Here is an 18,533-nt window from a genome sequence, read left to right as displayed (position 1 = left end):
GAGAGAAGTTTTTGGCTGCAGTCAGGCGGAAAGCTAAGCGCCTTTTAATCCGGCAAACGCCTCTGCTGCACGGGTCACATTCACTTTCGTCACCTCATACTCTGCCACCGTGACAAACGGATCTTCCGCTAAAATTGCATCCAGCTCTTCTCGTTCCATCTCCCTGACCAGTAACATGCCGCCCGTGCGCGGATCTTTACGTCCCGCTGCAATAAAAAAGCCCGCGTCAAAATAGCGATCCAGCCATTCGATATGGGCTGCCAGCAGCGCTTCAACTTCTTCTACCGGACGAACGTAATTCAGAAAGACCACGTACATGTCAGATCCTTACACTTTGGGATTGGTCAGTTCACTGAGCAGCGGCAGCAGCACGCGAACGCTGTCGCGGGTTCGCAAGGTTATCTGCCCCGGCAGCCAGCGGTCGAGATAGCTCAGATTATCCAGGTCAGTCTGATGGCGGGTAACGCCATCAGGAAAGTGGGGACTACGATGACGCTGCAGCGCACCATCTTTATTACCCAGCGTCCAGTTGCTGGCGGTCACATCCAGCAGCGGAAAGCCCGCCTTGTCGAAGGCATTAAGAGCGTCAAAATCTTTACGGTTCAGCTGATGACTGGCGGCGGGAATGCCCTGCTGGCGTGCCAGTAACAGGGCTCGTTCGCTGGTCTGCTTGCGCACCGCCCGGGGCGTATTCATGCCGCTGTTAAAATAGAGATGATCGCCGGTGATCAGGCTATTCAGATCGATGACCAGCAGGGTATTCTTCTTCTCACGCGTGCTCATCCGCTCAACATAATCATCCATGCCGTGCAGATCCGCCTCTCCGGCGCTCAGCGCCACAAAGCGTATGCCGTAGTGCAGCGGTTTGCGGCTTAGCTGCTGCGCCAGCTCCAGCATTACGCCAAGACCCGATGCATTATCATCGACGCCCTGCAGGCGTAAGCCGCCCAGATTGTGCTGGGCCTGGCTGCTATTTTGCGGCGTCCAGGTATCCAGATGTGCCACGATCAGAATCTCCTGCGGCACGCTGCCTGCACGCGCGGCAATCACCGAGGTTGCCGTGAGCTTATGCCAGCGCTGCGTGCCATCCTCTTCCTGCCACTTATAGCCGGTCCTGAACTGGCGGGTATTGGTCTTATACCCCAGCGCGGTAAATTGCTGTTGCAGGTAGTCGGCTGCCATCAGCTCAGCCGGGCTGCCGCTCATCCGGCCAGGAAACAAGGTGGCGATGTGCCGGACCTGCTGTTCGGCAAACTGGCCAGGCGGAGTGGCCAGAGCCAGCGGAGAAATGAGTGCGCCAAATAAAATTGTCGCTACCCTCAAGCGGAGGGAATAAAACATAGTGCATCCTTTTTCATTATTCGGGAGCCGTTCCGCATGGGGGCCAGGGCCAGCCATGCCGCGCGCATTATATCCTTTTTGTCCCGTGACTTTGTTAGTGGAATCGGGCGCTGTCACTACCGAAAAGCGTAACGGACCATTATCGCTGGCACTTATCTGCTTTTGCTGCCGCAGGTGTGGCTTTCAATATGTGAGCTTGTTCACGAAAAAGCCATTAAATTTCATCTGTTAAGACCAAATTGTTCTGTGCTTTGCGGCGTCGTTATTCCATTCGGTAACTACTCATTCCAATTCGTAATTTCATCTGGATAAACCCAGCGACGTATAGTCGCGTTAATACAAAGTTAAAACATCAGGGTTAACGTGGACTATTTGCCTCTTTTTGCCGATCTTTCTGGCCGCCCGGTTCTGGTTGTCGGCGGGGGAGATATTGCGGCGCGAAAAATTGAACTGCTGCGCCGTGCACGCGCGCGCGTTCTGATCGCATCTCGTGAACTCTGCCCTGAACTGCAGGCACTGCTGGATAAGCAGGAGCTGGAGTGGCTGGCGACCGAATTTGACCCGGCCCAGCTGGATGGCGTTTTCCTGGTGATTGCCGCCACCGACGACAACCATCTCAACAGCCAGGTGTTTGAAGCCGCCAACGCGCGGCATAAGCTGGTTAACGTGGTGGATGACCAGCCAAAATGCACCTTTATCTTCCCCTCGATTGTTGACCGCTCACCGCTGGTGGTGGCGATCTCCTCCAGCGGCACCGCACCGGTGCTGGCACGCATGCTGCGCGAAAAAATCGAAACGCTGCTGCCTGCCAGTCTGGGTCAGATGGCTGAAGTGGCCGGACTCTGGCGCGATAAAGTCAAACAGCGCTTCAGCCGCATGTCTGACCGTCGGCGCTTCTGGGAACGCGCTTTCGACGGCCGGTTCGCCAGTGAGATGTCTGCCGGTAACGTCGAAGAGGCGAAACGCACGCTGGACCGCGAACTGCAGGAAGAGCCGACCCGTCAGGGCGAGATCTTTCTGGTGGGCGCCGGGCCGGGCGACAGCGGTCTGCTGACGCTGCGTGGCCTGCAGGTGATGCAGTTAGCCGATGTGGTGCTCTACGACCATCTGGTCAGCGAAGAGGTGCTGGATCTGGTGCGCCGCGATGCCGATCGCATCTGCGTCGGCAAACGGGCCAGCGCGCACACGTTGCCGCAGGAAGAGATCAATCAGATGCTGGTTTCACTGGCGCTGAAAGGCAAGCGCGTCGTGCGCCTCAAGGGCGGCGATCCCTTTATCTTTGGCCGCGGCGGCGAAGAGCTGCAGGCGGCTCAGCAGGCGGGTGTGCCGTTCCAGGTGGTGCCGGGCGTCACCGCGGCAGCCGGTGCGACGGCCTATGCCGGTATTCCGCTGACCCACCGTGACTACGCGCAGAGCGTGATGTTTATTACCGGTCACTGCCGTCCCGATGGGGATGACATTGACTGGCCATCGCTGGCGCGTGCGCGTCAGACGCTGGCGATCTACATGGGAACCGTTAAAGCCGCTGCCATCAGCGAGGCGCTGATTCAGCACGGTCGCGCGCCATCAACGCCGGTGGCGGTGATCAGTCGCGGCACCCGTCAGGATCAACAGGTGCTGACCGGCACCTTAGAACAACTTGAGGCGCTGGCCGCCTCGGCACCCACTCCGGCGCTGCTGGTGATCGGAGAGGTGGTTAATCTGCACGGGCAACTCGCCTGGTTTAAACATTCAGCACAGCAGGGGGCTCGCGAGTCCGCCGTTGTCAATCTGGCTTGAGGGAAAATCATGGACCAAAAACGACTCACTCATCTGCGTCAGCTGGAGGCGGAGAGTATCCACATCATTCGCGAAGTGGCGGCGGAGTTCAGCAATCCGGTGATGATGTACTCCATCGGCAAAGACTCCTCGGTCATGCTCCATCTGGCGCGTAAAGCCTTCTACCCAGGCACGCTGCCGTTCCCGTTGCTGCATGTGGATACCGGCTGGAAATTCCGTGAAATGTACGAATTTCGCGATCGCACCGTGAAAGCGATGGGCGCAGAGTTGCTGGTTCACCGCAACCCGGAAGGCGTAGCGATGGGCATCAACCCCTTTGTTCACGGCAGTGCCAAACACACTGACATCATGAAAACCGAAGGGCTGAAGCAGGCGCTGAACAAATATGGTTTTGATGCAGCCTTTGGCGGCGCACGTCGTGATGAAGAGAAGTCACGCGCCAAAGAGCGTATCTACTCATTCCGTGACCGCTTCCATCGCTGGGATCCGAAAAACCAGCGCCCTGAGCTGTGGCACAACTACAACGGTCAGATCAACAAGGGTGAAAGCATCCGCGTCTTCCCGCTGTCGAACTGGACCGAACTGGATATCTGGCAGTACATCTTCCTGGAAAACATCGAGATCGTGCCGCTCTATCTCGCCGCACCGCGTCCGGTGCTGGAGCGTGATGGCATGCTGATGATGATCGATGACGATCGCATCAACCTGCAGCCGGGAGAAGAGATCACCGAACGGATGGTCCGTTTCCGTACGCTCGGCTGCTGGCCGCTGACCGGCGCGGTAGAGTCTGAAGCGCAGACGCTGCCGGAGATCATCGAAGAGATGCTGGTTTCCACCACCAGCGAGCGTCAGGGCCGCATGATCGATCGCGATCAGTCCGGTTCGATGGAACTGAAAAAACGTCAGGGTTATTTCTAAGGAGACGCCAGATGAATACCGTAATTGCACAACAGATTGCCGACCAGGGCGGCGTTGAAGCCTGGCTGACCACGCAACAGCACAAGAGCCTGCTGCGTTTTCTGACCTGCGGCAGCGTTGATGACGGAAAAAGTACCCTGATTGGACGTCTGCTACACGACACCCGTCAGATCTATGAAGATCAGCTCTCGTCGCTGCACAACGACAGCAAACGTCACGGCACCCAGGGCGAGAAGCTCGATCTGGCGCTGCTGGTGGATGGTCTGCAGGCTGAGCGTGAGCAGGGCATTACCATTGATGTGGCCTACCGCTACTTCTCGACCGAAAAGCGTAAATTTATTATCGCCGACACGCCGGGACATGAGCAGTACACCCGTAACATGGCGACCGGCGCGTCAACCTGCGATCTGGCGATCCTGCTGATCGATGCGCGTAAAGGCGTACTGGATCAGACCCGCCGCCACAGCTTTATCTCGACGCTGCTGGGTATCAAACACCTGGTGGTGGCAATCAATAAGATGGATCTGGTGGAGTACAACCAGGAGCGCTTCGAACAGATAAAACAGGATTACCTCGACTTTGCTGCGCAGCTGCCGGAAGACCTCGATATCCGCTTTGTGCCGATGTCGGCGCTGGAAGGGGATAACGTCGCCTCTGCCAGTCAGACCATGCCGTGGTATAGCGGCCCGACGCTGCTGGATGTGCTGGAGACTGTGGAGCTGAAGCGCGTCGTCGATCATCAGCCGATGCGTTTCCCGGTGCAGTATGTCAACCGTCCGAACCTCGATTTTCGTGGCTATGCCGGCACCCTGGCGTCGGGCAGCGTGCAGGTAGGCCAGCGCGTTAAAGTGCTGCCTTCTGGCGTGGAGTCGACCATTGCCCGCATTGTGACCTTCGATGGCGATCTGCAGGAAGCGGGTGCAGGCGAAGCGATTACCCTGGTGCTGCAGGATGAGATTGATATCAGCCGTGGCGATCTGCTGGTGGATGCCAGTGAAGAGCTGGCAGCGGTTCAGTCTGCCAGCGTTGACGTGGTCTGGATGGCAGAACAGCCACTGCAGGCCGGTCAGAGTTATGACCTGAAAATCGCCGGTAAGAAAACCCGTGGCCGGGTAGAGAAGGTGCTGCATCAGGTCGAGATCAACTCGCTGGAGACGCGTCAGGTCGATACGCTGCCGCTGAACGGTATCGGTCGCATTGAGATCACCTTTGATGAACCGATGGTGCTCGACAGCTATCAGCAGAACCCGGTAACCGGCGGCATGATCTTTATCGATCGCCTGAGCAACGTCACCGTGGGTGCCGGCATGATCCATCAGCCAAACCATGATGCCCCGGTTAATACCGGCGAGTTCAGCGCGTTTGAGCTGGAACTGAATGCGCTGGTGCGCCGCCACTTCCCACACTGGAATGCGCGCGACCTGCTGGGCGGTCAGTAATGGCGCAGCACGACGATAACGTGGTGTGGCATGATCATCCGGTGACACGCGCCTCACGCGAACAGCAGCATGGCCATCAGGGCGTGGTGCTGTGGTTCACCGGGCTTTCGGGCTCGGGGAAATCCACCGTTGCCGGTGCGCTGGAGCAGGCGCTGCACCGCATCGGCGTCAGCACCTATCTGCTGGATGGTGACAATGTGCGTCACGGCCTCTGTCGTGACCTCGGTTTCAGCGATGATGACCGTAAAGAGAATATCCGTCGCGTCGGTGAAGTGGCGAAACTGATGGTGGATGCCGGACTCGTGGTGCTCACTGCCTTTATTTCGCCGCATCGCGCCGAGCGTCAGATGGTGCGCGATCTGCTGGAGCCGGGACAGTTTATCGAGGTATTTGTCGATACGCCGTTAGCCGTGTGTGAAGCGCGTGATCCGAAAGGGTTGTATCGCAAAGCGCGCGCCGGTGAACTGCGTAATTTCACCGGCATCGACAGCGTCTATGAGGCGCCCGATAGCCCGGAAATCCAGCTGGATGGCGAACAATTGGTTACAAAACTGGCCGCCCAATTGTTAGACCTGCTGCGTGACCGCGATATCATCAGATCCTGAAGAGACAGCGGCAAATCGTTTCTGATTTGCCGCCCTCGCGCCAACAGGATGCCTATGCAGAACATTACCCCAATGCTCGCTCGAAAAGATGACTCCTCCCCGGATGAGCCGCGCTCATTGCTGCCGGGCGGCGTTATCGGCTTTCTCGCTTACTGGTGCGCGCTGGCGATTCCTTTCCTGCTGTTCGGCTCTAACACACTGTTCTTCTTTCTTTATACCTGGCCATTCTTTCTGGCGCTGCTGCCGGTTGCGGTGGTCACGGGTATCGCGCTGAATACGCTGCTGAGTGGACAGTGGCTGTGGGCCGCGCTCGCCACGGTGATCATGGTGGTCACGCTCTTCTGGTTAATGTTCTCTTTTCTCTCCGGCTGGTAAGCCCTCAGTGCGCCCGCGCTGATGTGCAAACGCATCGGCAGGTTACAAATCTTTTCCCGTCTGAATCGGTACTGATTCATATTTTGCGCAGACGCGCAGCAAAGCGCGCCATTTTCTCCGCTGGTGTGGAGTCCTGTGCAAAGTTATGGGATGATTGGGCCGTTTTTAGGGGGCGGGATGGGAAAACTGACGTTACTGTTATTGGTGCTGCTTGGCTGGCTGCAATATTCGTTGTGGCTGGGGAAAAATGGCATCCATGACTATACGCGCGTCAATGATGATGTCGCGGTGCAACAGGCAAACAATGCCAAACTGAAATCGCGAAACGATCAGCTGTTTGCCGAAATTGACGATCTCAATGGCGGCTCGGAAGCGATCGAGGAGCGTGCACGCAATGAACTGGGCATGATTAAGCCCGGTGAGACTTTCTATCGTCTGGTGCCTGACCAGAACAAACGCAACGCGCAACAAGCAGCGCTTAACCAACAACGATAAAACATGAACACTCTGGCCTCCCTTGCGGATGTGATTGCCGTGGTGCCCGCTGCCGGGATCGGCAGCCGCATGCAGGCAACCTGTCCGAAGCAGTATCTGACGATTGGTCAGCACACCCTTCTGGAACACAGCATTGCGCGTCTGTTTTCCCATCCCGCTATCAAACAGGTGATTGTCGCCCTCAGTCCTGATGATCAGCACTTCGCTTCACTGCCGCTGGCACGCGATCCGCGCGTGCTCAGGGTGACAGGCGGAGAGACCCGCGCCGAATCGGTGCTGGCCGGATTGCAGGCCGCACAGGGTTCCGCCTGGGTGCTGGTCCATGATGCCGCGCGTCCCTGTCTGCATCCCGACGATCTCCAGCAACTGCTCAACGTGCGTGAACAGAGCCACGTTGGCGGGATTCTGGCCGCGCCAGTGCGTGACACCATGAAACGGGGCGAGCCGGGCAAAGCCGCGGTGGCCCATACCGTAGAGCGCGACGATCTCTGGCACGCCTTAACGCCGCAATTTTTCCCTCATGCGCTGCTCACCGCCTGCCTGACGCGGGCGCTGGCAGAAGGCGCGACCATCACCGATGAAGCCTCGGCGCTGGAGTATTGCGGCTACCACCCGCTGTTAGTCAGCGGACGCAGTGATAACATCAAAGTCACCCGGCCAGAAGATCTGGCGCTGGCGGCTTTTTATCTGAGTCAGATTCAATTAAAGGAGAGCGCATGATGCGTATCGGTCACGGTTTTGACGTTCACGCCTTTGGCGGAGAGGGTCCGTTAGTGATTGGCGGTGTGCGGATCCCGTTTGAGCAGGGTTTTATCGCCCATTCGGATGGCGATGTGGCGCTGCACGCGCTGACTGACGCGCTGCTGGGCGCAGTGGCGATGGGCGATATCGGCAAGCTTTTTCCTGACACCGATCCGGCCTTTAAAGGGGCGGACAGCCGCGGCTTGCTGCGTGAGGCCTGGCGCCGTATCGAAGCCAAAGGCTATCGCATCGGTAATGTCGACGTCACGATTATTGCTCAGGCACCGAAAATGCTGCCGCACGTGCCACAGATGCGGATCAATATTGCAGAAGATCTGGGCTGCCATATGGATGCGGTCAACGTCAAAGCGACCACCACCGAGAAGCTGGGCTTTACCGGGCGCGGCGAAGGCATCGCCTGTGAAGCGGTGGCGTTAGTCCTGAAAGCTGACAGCCAATGATGCTGAATTACCTGCACGGCACACCCGTGGCCTCCGGCGTGATCAAAGCCAATCCGGAAGATTTCGTGGTGGTTGAGGATCTCGGTTATGGCGCGGATGGTGAAGGTGAGCACCTGCTGGTGCGCATCCGTAAAGTGGGGGCCAATACCCGCTTTGTGGCTGAGGCACTGGCGAAGTATCTCGGTATTCATCAGCGCGACATGAGTTATGCCGGAATGAAAGATCGCCATGCGGTGACGGAACAGACTCTCTGTTTTCGCCTGCCGGGTAATGCGATGCCCGATCTGCGCGGTTTTGAGCTGGAAGGGGTCGAGATTCTGCAGGCGGTGCGCCACAAACGTAAGCTGCGCATCGGCGCACTGGCGGGGAACGCGTTCCGGCTGATCATCCGCCAGATCAGTGACCGTGATGCGGTTGAAACGCGTCTGGCGCAGATTCGCGATGCGGGCGTGCCGAACTATTTTGGTGAACAGCGCTTTGGTCGCGGCGGCAATAACCTGGTGATGGCTGAAAAGTGGGCGCGCAATGAGATCATTATTCGCGACCGCAACAAGCGCAGCCTGATGCTCTCTGCCGCGCGCAGTGCGCTGTTTAATCAGGTGACCAGTGCGCGTCTGCAACAGCAGGGTGGGCTGACTCAGGTGCTCAACGGCGATGCGTTGCAGCTGACCGGACGAGGCAGCTGGTTTGTCGCCCAGCCTGATGAACTGGCAGAGTCACAGCGCCGGGTTGAGCAGCATGAGCTGCGCATCACCGCGCCGCTGCCGGGACGGGGCGAGCCTGGCCCGCAGGCTGACGCGCTGGCCTTTGAACAGCAGGCGCTGGCTGATGAGACGCTGCTGCTGGGACTGATTGAACGTGAAAAGGTCGATGCTGCACGCCGTGCCATGTTGATGGTGCCGCGCGATATGCAGTGGAGCTGGTGGGATGATGTTACGCTGGAACTGGCATTCTGGCTGCCAGCGGGCAGCTTTGCCACCAGCGTGGTCCGGGAGCTGCTGACCCACGCGGACTCGCCCGATCAGATTGATGAGTAATCTTCGCCGCAACCTGACCCGCAGTGTGGGTAATGTTGCGGCAAACCCCCACCGTCGTGTGATTTACGCCTACCACTTCCTTGCGCGCCTCGCTAGAATGCAAAAATCGCCGTCTATTCCTCACCTGTTGCCATGCCGTTAAAACAGGTTCCGTCACGGCGACCAGTCGAATAAAAAAAGGTCAGAACGAAATGCGGATATTGCTCAGTAACGATGACGGCATTCATGCGCCAGGCATTCAGACTCTGGCGAAAGCCCTGCGGCAGATTGCTGACGTGCAGGTTGTTGCCCCCGATCGTAACCGAAGCGGTGCCTCGAACTCATTAACGTTGGAAACGCCTCTGCGCACCTTCACCCATGAAAACGGCGATATCGCCGTCCAGATGGGGACGCCGACCGACTGCGTCTATCTGGGGGTGAATGCGCTGATGCAGCCGCGTCCCGACATTGTGGTGTCGGGCATCAATGCCGGCCCCAATCTGGGCGATGATGTGATCTACTCCGGCACGGTGGCGGCAGCGATGGAAGGGCGACATCTTGGCTTACCGGCTATCGCGGTTTCGCTCAATGGCCATCAGCACTACGCCACCGCGGCGGCCGTGACCTGCGCGCTCCTCAGGGCGCTGACGCATGAACCGCTGCGCACCGGCCGCATTCTCAACATCAACGTTCCCGATCTGCCGTTATCTGAACTCAAAGGCATCCGCGTGACGCGCTGTGGCAGCCGCCATCCGGCGGATCAGGTGATTGCGCAGCAGGATCCGCGTGGCAATACACACTACTGGATTGGTCCGCCAGGCGAAAAACTGGATGCGGGCCCGGATACAGACTTCGCCGCCGTGGATCAGGGCTACGTCTCTGTCACGGCACTGCATGTCGATTTAACGGCGCACAGCGCGCAGAACGTGCTCAGTGACTGGCTGGCTAAAGCTGAGGTGAACCTGGCATGGTGAATCGGCGTATTGAGACGTTGCTGTCACAACTGCGTCAGCAGGGCATCGATGATGAAAACCTGCTGAAAGCCATCAGCGAGGTGCCGCGCGAACGTTTTATCGACGAAGCGTTCGAGCATAAAGCCTGGGACAATGTTGCCTTGCCCATCGGCTCCGGTCAGACGATATCACAGCCCTACATGGTTGCGCGGATGACCGCGCTGCTCGGACTTAATCCGCATTCGCGTGTGCTGGAGATTGGTACGGGTTCAGGTTATCAGACGGCGATTCTTGCCCATCTGGTGGACCATGTTTATTCAGTGGAACGCATCAAAGGGCTGCAGTGGCAGGCCAAGCGCCGTCTGAAACAGCTGGATCTGCATAATGTCTCAACCCGTCATGGTGATGGCTGGCAGGGCTGGCCTTCACGTGGCCCCTTCGATGCCATCATCGTCACGGCTGCACCGCCTGAAATTCCGATTGCGCTGATAGCACAACTGGCAGAAGGCGGCATCATGGTGTTGCCGGTTGGCGAAGATCAGCAGGTACTGAAGCGCCTGCGTCGTCAGGGCGAAGAGGTGATGGAAGAGACCATTGAACCAGTGCGTTTTGTCCCGCTGGTGCAGGGCGATCTGGCCTGACCCTCTTCGTATTTCTTCACAACTGTTTCATAGCACCACGTACCTGATGTTGTTACTATCCAGTTTATTCATCGAAAACGCAGATTTTATCGCGCCGCGCAGAGTATCCTGCTGGCAGATACAGTGAAACAGATAGATCAGAGTTGCCATCACGGGGGATTAATGAGCACGGGAAGCACACTTTTTCAGTTACGCCGTCTGGCGGCGCTTTCACTGGTAGGTTTTTGGCTGGCAGGCTGTAGCTCCAGCGACAACTCACAGGCACCCATCAGTCGCGTTGGCGACAATGGTGGCATGAACACTAACCAGTCTGGAGCAGACATGAGTTCAGGCGGCGTTCCTGCCACGCCAGCCCAGGGACAAATGTTAAGCAAAAATTCAGCATCTGCCCCCGCTAGTGGTGGAATGATTAGTACCAACAGCAATGTTGAGACGCAGAATGGCCGGATTGTTTACAATCGCAGTTATCAGAACATTCCTAAGGGTAGCTACTCCGGTGAAACTTATACCGTTAAGCGTGGCGACACATTGTTTTACATCGCCTGGATTACCGGCAACGATTTCCGTGATTTAGCCCAGCGCAACAATGTTCCGGCGCCATATGGCCTGAATGTCGGACAAACTTTGCAGATTGGCAATGGGTCGGGTCAGCCGATTACTGGCGGCAATCCCATTACCGTTGCTGATGCAACGCAGGGCGGCGTTCCGGCGGCGCCACAAATTAAATCGCCTGCTGTTGCACAGCAACCTGTTATTACGTATTCTGATGATTCAGGTAATTCGGGTGGCAGCAAAATGTTGCCTTCGAATGGAGCAAATGTTGCAACGACAACAGCTCCAGTCGTTACCGCACCCCCAACGGTTAGCAGTACAACCAACAGTTCAACGCCGGTCGGAAGCTGGCGCTGGCCGACTGACGGGAAGATCATCGATAACTTCTCTGCCGCCGAAGGTGGCAATAAAGGTATCGATATCGCCGGGACGCGCGGACAATCTGTGGTCGCCACTGCTTCAGGACGAGTGGTTTACGCAGGTAACGCACTCCGGGGTTACGGTAATTTAATCATCATTAAACACAACGATGATTACCTGAGCGCCTACGCCCACAACGATACAATGCTGGTCCGGGAACAACAGGAAGTTAAGGCGGGGCAAAAGATCGCTACCATGGGTAGCACCGGAACCAGTTCAGTCAGATTACACTTTGAAATTCGTTACAAGGGGAAATCCGTAAACCCGTTGCGTTATTTACCGCAGCGATAATCCGGCAGAACAAAACAGGTTTATGTTCTGCCCTGGAATCACGGGTAGGAGCCGCTTATGAGCCAGAATACGCTGAAAGTAAACGAGTTACATGAGAACGCGGAATTCGATGAGAACGGAGCTGAAATTTTTGACGAGAAGGCACTCGTTGAAAATGAAGCCAGTGATAGCGACGTAGCGGAAGAAGAGTTGCTATCACAGGGTGCGACGCAACGTGTGTTAGATGCGACGCAGCTCTATCTCGGGGAGATTGGCTATTCTCCGTTGTTAACGGCAGAGGAAGAAGTCTTTTTCGCTCGCCGTGCATTGCGGGGTGATATCCCTTCCCGTCGCCGTATGATCGAAAGTAACTTACGCCTGGTGGTGAAAATCGCTCGTCGTTACAGCAATCGTGGTTTAGCTCTGCTGGACCTGATTGAAGAAGGTAACCTCGGCCTGATTCGCGCCGTAGAGAAATTTGACCCGGAGCGCGGGTTCCGTTTCTCAACGTACGCCACCTGGTGGATTCGTCAGACTATTGAACGGGCGATCATGAATCAAACCCGTACCATCCGTCTGCCGATTCACATTGTGAAAGAACTGAATGTTTATCTGCGTACTGCGCGTGAACTTTCCCACAAGCTCGACCATGAGCCGAGTGCGGAAGAGATCGCAGAGCAGCTTGATAAACCGGTTGATGACGTAAGCCGCATGTTACGTCTCAACGAACGCATTACCTCGGTTGATACGCCATTAGGCGGTGATTCTGAAAAAGCGCTGCTGGATATTCTGGCCGATGAGAAAGACAACGGCCCGGAAGACACCACGCAGGACGATGATATGAAACAAAGCATCGTTAAATGGCTGTTCGAACTGAACGCCAAGCAGCGTGAAGTGCTGGCACGTCGTTTCGGCCTGTTGGGCTATGAAGCGGCAACACTTGAGGATGTGGGTCGTGAAATCGGCTTAACCCGCGAGCGTGTACGCCAGATTCAGGTTGAAGGTTTACGCCGTCTGCGTGAAATCCTGCAGGCGCAGGGCCTCAGCATTGAAGCACTGTTTCGTGAATAATCGTTAACAGTAAATCTGAGTTTGAATGCGAAAAGCGATGGTGAAAACCATCGCTTTTTTTATGTCTGCAGAAAAGTGATTTGCGGGCGAGCGAGCATAGCACCGCGCATTAACGCGGTGCGATGTACGGGATGTAATGTCAGACCAGCGATTTAAGACGATAAATCCAGTCGAGTGCCTGACGCGGTGTCAGCGTATCGGGATCCAGCGCCTCAAGCGCCTCCATGGCAGGCGAGGTCTCTTCAACCAGCAGCGGCAGCTGAGAGCCATCGACCGTCGATGACGCGGAGTGGTTTGAAACGGTCTCAAGTTCCTTCAGCTTATTGCGTGCCCGCTTAATCACCTCTTTGGGTACGCCGGCCAGCGCCGCCACCGCCAGACCATAGCTCTTACTTGCCGCACCCTCCTGGACGCTGTGCATAAAGGCGATCGTGTCGCCATGCTCAACGGCATCCAGATGGACGTTGACCACGCCTTCCATTTTTTCCGGCAGGGTTGTCAGCTCGAAGTAATGGGTGGCAAACAGCGTCATCGCCTTGATACGGTTTGCCAGGTTTTCGGCGCAGGCCCAGGCGAGCGATAAACCGTCGTAGGTGGATGTTCCGCGTCCAATCTCATCCATCAGCACCAGGCTGTTTTCGGTGGCGTTGTGCAGGATGTTAGCGGTTTCGGTCATCTCAACCATAAAGGTCGAGCGCCCGGAGGCGAGATCGTCAGCGGCACCGACACGGGTAAAGATGCGATCCAGCGGGCCAATCAGCGTCTCATCGGCAGGAACAAAACTGCCAATCCATGCCATCAGCGCAATCAGCGCCGCCTGACGCATATAGGTACTTTTACCGCCCATGTTGGGGCCGGTAATAATCAGCATTCTGCGCTGGGGTGCCAGTGACAGTGGGTTGGCAATAAACGGCTCTTTCAGAACCTGTTCCACCACCGGATGGCGTCCGCCGCTGATTTTAATCCCGGCTTTATCCTGCAATACCGGGCGGCAATAGTTCAGGGACCAGGCGCGTTCTGCCAGGTTGCTTAACACATCCAGCTCTGCCAGCGCGGCGGCACTCAGCTGCAGCGCTTCAAGATGCGGCAGCAACTGATCGAACAGCGCCTCATACAGGCTTTTTTCCAGCGACAGCGCTTTACCTTTGGAGGTGAGTACTTTGTCTTCGTACTCTTTCAGCTCCGGAATGATATAGCGTTCAGCATTTTTCAGGGTCTGACGACGCACATAGTGCATCGGTACCTGATGGCTCTGTCCGCGGCTTACCTGGATGTAATAACCATGCACGCCGTTAAAGCCGACCTTCAGGGTATCCAGTCCCAGCTTCTCGCGTTCGCGGATCTCCAGCCGGTCAAGATAGTCGGTTGCGCCATCTGCCAGTGCACGCCACTCATCCAGCTCCGCGTTGTAGCCGGGCGCAATCACTCCGCCGTCGCGGATCAGCACCGGCGGTGACTCAATCACCGCCTGTTCCAGCAGCTCACGTAACGCAGTGAACTCGCCCATCTGCGTGCGCAGCTTCTGCAACTGGGGCGCCTCAACATCGGCCAGCAGCTGGTTAAGTTCCGGCAGTTGCTGAAACGCATGACGCATGCGAGCCAGATCGCGCGGACGTGCGGTGCGCAGGGCCAGGCGAGCCAGGATTCGCTCCAGATCGCCGACCTGACGCAGCACCGGTTGCAGCACGTCGCTGAGATTTTGCAGCTCAGCAATCGACTCCTGACGCTGGTTAATGATGCGCGCATCGCGCAGCGGCATATGCAGCCAGCGTTTCAGCATCCGGCTACCCATCGGGGTGACCGTTTTATCCAGCACCGCCGCTAAGGTGTTGTCGGTGCCGCCTGCCAGGTTCTGGGTGATCTCCAGATTACGGCGGGTGGCCGCATCCATGATGATGCTGTCCTGCTGCCGCTCCATGCTCAGCGAGCGGATGTGGGGCAGCGTGGTGCGCTGGGTATCTTTAACATACTGCAGCAGGCAGCCCGCCGCGCTCAGTCCGAGGTGCGCATTCTCCACGCCGAAGCCATTGAGATCGCGGGTGCCGAACTGCAGGTTCAGCTGCTGGCGTGCGGTATCGATCTCAAACTCCCACAGCGGACGGCGTCGCAGGCCGCGTCGCTGATCGATTAGCGACATCGCCTGAAAATCTTCGGGGTAGAGCAGCTCCGCCGGATTGGTACGCTGCAGCTCTGCCGCCATGGTTTCAGCATCGGCAGGTTCGCTGAGGCGAAAACGGCCTGAGCTGATATCCAGCGTGGCGTAGCCAAAACCACGCGGGCTTTGCACGATCGCCGCCAGCAGATTGTCGTGTCGCTCCTGCAACAGCGCCTCATCACTGATGGTGCCTGGAGTAACGATGCGCACCACTTTGCGTTCGACCGGGCCTTTGCTCAGCGCCGGATCGCCTATCTGCTCGCAGATGGCAACGGATTCGCCCAGCTGCACCAGTTTAGCCAGGTAACCTTCAACCGCATGATAGGGCACACCCGCCATCGGAATCGGCTCGCCCGCTGACGCACCGCGCTTGGTGAGTGAAATCTCCAGCAGCTGCGAGGCACGTTTTGCATCGTCATAAAACAGCTCGTAGAAGTCACCCATACGGTAAAACAGCAGAATGTCAGGATGCTCCGCCTTGAGACGCAGGTACTGCTGCATCATCGGCGTGTGGGAAGGAAAGTCCTTTTCGGTTGGCTCTTGCATAAGGTTTTAGCTCATTTTTAATGCGGTAAATTTCTGGCGGTCAACGCCCATGAAACCGAAAGGGATTCCAGGCGCGCAGGATAATCAGATGATAACGAATAGGGCAGGGCATATGCCAGCGTGATGCACAGCCGCGATCCTGACCGGGTGTAACCTGACAGGCATCCTGGCAAATGTGGCGGCGGCTGGCGACAAAAAAGTGCCTGTTCTCATGATGCTGAGGCGGGGCTGCGAGGCGGCTCGCGATTTCTGCGGTAGTTTACGGCCGGCAGGAGGGCAATGCGCCGCATCGGGAAGGGGAAAGTGTCAGTGCAGCCCGTTCTGCAGCGCCCAGACGGCGGCTTCAAGTCGGGATTTAAGGTTCATCTTTTTCAGCAGATATTTAACGTGAACCTTGACCGTGCTTTCACTGATGACCAGCTTGCGGGCAATCGCTTTATTGGTCATCCCGTCGCTGATCAGTTGCAGAATATCGCGTTCGCGCCGGGTCAGCTGATTGATATCGCGCGTCTGAGCAGGCTGCGCTTCACGCAACCGGGCGACCAGAATCGGGGTTAACGCCTCGCTCAGCACGATCTGACCGGCAGCAGCCTGATGCAGCGCTTTCAGTAAGGCTTCTGGTTCCATATCTTTCAGCAGATAACCATCAGCGCCGCGCTTCAGCGCGCTGACCACATCCTCTTCATTATCTGAAACGCTGAACACCACCACCCGGCCAGAAAGGGCTATCTCACGCAGCTGGGTCAGGGTATCCAGTCCGTTCAGACCTGGCATATTAAGATCAAGCAGGATCAGGTCGGGATCATGCTGCTGTGCCAGCGCCAGGCCATCAATGCCATTACCCGCTTCGGCAACCACCTGCAGTCTTTCATCCAGCGCAATCAGCTGCTTCAGGCCATTGCGCAGCATGGGATGGTCGTCGATCAATAAAAGCGTAAATTTCTCTGCCGTCACAATGACTCCTGTTCCTGTCACATACGCCAGCCCTGAGCGGGCGGAGAGCCTATCTTACCGGTGAAGCGGGGTCGCTATATACCCCCAATGGACTACTCCTTTATTTCCAGTCGGACACCCTTTTACAGAAGGCATGGGCGGCCGTGTTTAAACCCTATGATTTATAAGGGTTATCTGAATTCAGTCAACTACTTAACCGGGGTGAAGAGAGGGCGCTGCACCTCTGTAACCTGCATTGCCGTTGATTTGTATCAAGCCCGACACCACGGCGGATGCGCAGGATACGCACAATTATTATTCTGCTGATGAGAGATTTATGACCCAATCCACCTCTTTGCAAACCCCGACGCGCGGCGCGTTAATTCAGGACTGGCAACCGGAAAACGACGCGTTCTGGCAGGCGCGTGGTAAACGTATCGCCAGCCGTAACCTGTGGATTTCTGTCTTCTGTCTGCTGCTGGGCTTCTGCGTCTGGATGCTGTTCAGCACCGTTGCGGTTAACCTGAATAAAGTTGGCTTTACCTTCAGCACTGAGCAGCTCTTTTTACTGACCGCACTGCCGTCGGTTTCTGGCGCGTTGCTGCGTGTGCCTTACTCTTTTGTTATTCCCATCTTTGGAGGACGTCGCTGGACCGCCTTCAGCACCGGCATCCTGATCATTCCCTGCCTGTGGCTCGGCTTTGCCGTACAGGACAGCCAGACCTCATTCACCACTTTTATGGTGATTTCCCTGCTGTGCGGTTTTGGTGGCGCTAACTTCGCGTCGAGCATGGGCAATATCAGCTTCTTCTTTCCCAAAGCCCGTCAGGGCGGCGCGCTGGGCATCAACGGCGGCCTCGGTAACCTTGGCGTCAGCGTAATGCAGTTTGTCGCCCCGCTGGCGATCTCCTGTGCCATTTTTGGTTTTGCCGATGTGGGTCAGACCACCGTCACCGGCGACAGCATCTGGCTGGAAAATGCCGCCTGGATCTGGGTGCCGTTCCTGGCGATCGGCACGCTGGCGGCCTGGTTCGGCATGAACGACCTGGCGGCGGCGAAATCCTCGCTGCGTGAGCAGTTGCCGGTGCTGAAACGTCCCCACCTGTGGGTTATGGCGCTGCTCTATCTGGCGACCTTTGGCTCGTTTATCGGTTTCTCTGCCGGTTTTGCCATGCTGACGAAGACGCAATTTCCTGATGTCGTGATCATGCATTACGCCTTTTTCGGCCCCTTTATTGGCGCGCTGGCCCGTTCAGCAGGCGGCATCATTTCTGACCGCTTCGGCGGTACCCGCGTCACGCTGATTAACTATGTGCTGATGGCGCTGTTTGCTGCGCTGCTGTTCCTGACCCTGCCGGGTGCCGGACATGATGGCTCGTTCGTGGCCTTCTTCGCCGTGTTTATGGGCCTGTTCCTGACGTCCGGGCTGGGCAGCGGCTCCACCTACCAGATGATTGCGGTGATCTTCCGTAAGCTGACGCTGGAACGTATCAAAGCTGAGGGCGGCGACGATGCGCTGGCACAGCGTGAAGCGGCAACAGAAACCTCTGCTGCGCTCGGCTTTATCTCCGCGATTGGCGCGCTGGGCGGTTTCTTTATTCCGCAGACTTTTGGCCTGTCGCTCGCGATGACCGGTTCACCCGCCGGCGCGATGAAAATCTTCCTGGTCTTTTATCTCTGCTGCATCGCGGTGACCTGGCTGGTTTACGGCCGAAAAGCACGCGCCTGATAACGACAAAGCCGGTGTGGCGCACCGGCACAATTTCACTTTCTGTGTCGGGACAGATGCAGAGTCAGCAATGTCACATTAAGCCTTCAGGAG

Annotated in this window: 18 protein-coding genes; 14 read left to right on the top strand and 4 right to left on the bottom strand. The window is 57.0% G+C overall.

From position 1 onward, the window contains the following. Positions 1-33: 33 nt before the first annotated feature. Positions 34-318 (bottom strand): YciI family protein, encoded by a 285-nt coding sequence (locus HFD94_RS20230; RefSeq protein ID WP_010248560.1) that lies wholly within the window; start codon positions 316-318, stop codon positions 34-36. Positions 319-327: 9 nt separating this feature from the next. Further along, positions 328-1,341, bottom strand: coding sequence for an aminopeptidase (locus HFD94_RS20225; RefSeq protein ID WP_010672132.1), 1,014 nt, complete (start codon positions 1,339-1,341; stop codon positions 328-330). Positions 1,342-1,704: 363 nt separating this feature from the next. Between HFD94_RS20225 and cysG the strand changes: the two genes are divergently transcribed. The 13 genes from cysG to rpoS all read left to right on the top strand — a co-directional run bounded on the left by cysG (position 1,705) and on the right by rpoS (position 13,077). Next, complete coding sequence (cysG, locus tag HFD94_RS20220; RefSeq protein WP_010248556.1) at positions 1,705-3,120, top strand: siroheme synthase CysG; 1,416 nt, start codon at positions 1,705-1,707, stop codon at positions 3,118-3,120. Positions 3,121-3,129: 9 nt separating this feature from the next. Further along, complete coding sequence (cysD, locus tag HFD94_RS20215; RefSeq protein ID WP_010248554.1) at positions 3,130-4,038, top strand: sulfate adenylyltransferase subunit CysD; 909 nt, start codon at positions 3,130-3,132, stop codon at positions 4,036-4,038. Positions 4,039-4,049: 11 nt separating this feature from the next. Then, positions 4,050-5,477, top strand: coding sequence for a sulfate adenylyltransferase subunit CysN (cysN, locus tag HFD94_RS20210; protein WP_010248552.1), 1,428 nt, complete (start codon positions 4,050-4,052; stop codon positions 5,475-5,477). Next, the gene (gene cysC / locus HFD94_RS20205; protein WP_013358869.1) at positions 5,477-6,082 is read left to right on the top strand and encodes an adenylyl-sulfate kinase; all 606 of its coding nucleotides are present in this window, start codon (positions 5,477-5,479) and stop codon (positions 6,080-6,082) included. Before cysN ends, cysC begins: the two co-directional genes overlap by 1 nt. A 54-nt stretch (positions 6,083-6,136) precedes the next feature. Then, complete coding sequence (locus HFD94_RS20200) at positions 6,137-6,457, top strand: DUF3561 family protein (protein ID WP_010248547.1); 321 nt, start codon at positions 6,137-6,139, stop codon at positions 6,455-6,457. Between the two features lie 177 nt (positions 6,458-6,634). Next, positions 6,635-6,952 carry a cell division protein FtsB gene (gene ftsB / locus HFD94_RS20195; RefSeq protein WP_010248545.1) on the top strand — a complete coding sequence of 106 codons (318 nt, stop codon included), beginning with the start codon at positions 6,635-6,637 and terminating at the stop codon, positions 6,950-6,952. Positions 6,953-6,955: 3 nt separating this feature from the next. Beyond that, positions 6,956-7,672: a 2-C-methyl-D-erythritol 4-phosphate cytidylyltransferase gene (gene ispD, locus HFD94_RS20190; RefSeq protein WP_010248543.1), complete on the top strand. Its 717-nt coding sequence runs from the start codon at positions 6,956-6,958 to the stop codon at positions 7,670-7,672. After that, complete coding sequence (gene ispF, locus HFD94_RS20185) at positions 7,672-8,154, top strand: 2-C-methyl-D-erythritol 2,4-cyclodiphosphate synthase (protein ID WP_010248541.1); 483 nt, start codon at positions 7,672-7,674, stop codon at positions 8,152-8,154. Before ispD ends, ispF begins: the two co-directional genes overlap by 1 nt. Continuing rightward, positions 8,151-9,191, top strand: a complete 1,041-nt coding sequence (truD, locus tag HFD94_RS20180; protein WP_167433495.1) for a tRNA pseudouridine(13) synthase TruD — start codon at positions 8,151-8,153, stop codon at positions 9,189-9,191. The genes ispF and truD overlap by 4 nt, the downstream gene beginning before the upstream one ends. Positions 9,192-9,382: 191 nt before the next feature. Then, a complete protein-coding gene (gene surE / locus HFD94_RS20175; RefSeq protein ID WP_167433494.1) occupies positions 9,383-10,144 on the top strand; it encodes a 5'/3'-nucleotidase SurE in 762 nt (253 codons plus the stop codon). Beyond that, positions 10,138-10,764, top strand: coding sequence for a protein-L-isoaspartate(D-aspartate) O-methyltransferase (locus HFD94_RS20170; RefSeq protein ID WP_010248537.1), 627 nt, complete (start codon positions 10,138-10,140; stop codon positions 10,762-10,764). The genes surE and HFD94_RS20170 overlap by 7 nt, the downstream gene beginning before the upstream one ends. 162 nt (positions 10,765-10,926) lie before the next feature. Next, positions 10,927-12,027: a murein hydrolase activator NlpD gene (gene nlpD / locus HFD94_RS20165; protein ID WP_010248535.1), complete on the top strand. Its 1,101-nt coding sequence runs from the start codon at positions 10,927-10,929 to the stop codon at positions 12,025-12,027. 57 nt (positions 12,028-12,084) lie between these two features. After that, positions 12,085-13,077 (top strand): RNA polymerase sigma factor RpoS, encoded by a 993-nt coding sequence (rpoS, locus tag HFD94_RS20160; protein ID WP_003849090.1) that lies wholly within the window; start codon positions 12,085-12,087, stop codon positions 13,075-13,077. A gap of 139 nt (positions 13,078-13,216) precedes the next feature. Here rpoS and mutS read toward each other — a convergent pair whose 3' ends face one another. Together mutS and narL are read right to left on the bottom strand one after the other, a co-directional pair. Further along, on the bottom strand, positions 13,217-15,778 hold the full coding sequence (gene mutS, locus HFD94_RS20155; protein ID WP_010248533.1) for a DNA mismatch repair protein MutS: 2,562 nt from the start codon (positions 15,776-15,778) through the stop codon (positions 13,217-13,219). Positions 15,779-16,084: 306 nt separating this feature from the next. Then, positions 16,085-16,732: a two-component system response regulator NarL gene (gene narL / locus HFD94_RS20150; protein ID WP_010672127.1), complete on the bottom strand. Its 648-nt coding sequence runs from the start codon at positions 16,730-16,732 to the stop codon at positions 16,085-16,087. 316 nt (positions 16,733-17,048) lie between these two features. On the opposite strand from narL, the gene HFD94_RS20145 reads away from it, so the two are divergent. Beyond that, the gene (locus HFD94_RS20145) at positions 17,049-18,440 is read left to right on the top strand and encodes a NarK family nitrate/nitrite MFS transporter (RefSeq protein WP_033786725.1); all 1,392 of its coding nucleotides are present in this window, start codon (positions 17,049-17,051) and stop codon (positions 18,438-18,440) included. The last annotated feature ends 93 nt before the right edge of the window (positions 18,441-18,533 follow it).

Origin of the sequence: Pantoea sp. EKM20T, from assembly GCF_011800485.1 — a bacterium.
Classification (GTDB): domain Bacteria; phylum Pseudomonadota; class Gammaproteobacteria; order Enterobacterales; family Enterobacteriaceae; genus Pantoea; species Pantoea agglomerans.
Note: the sequence above shows the minus strand (reverse complement) of the source record. Positions and strands in the feature narration are given on the sequence as shown.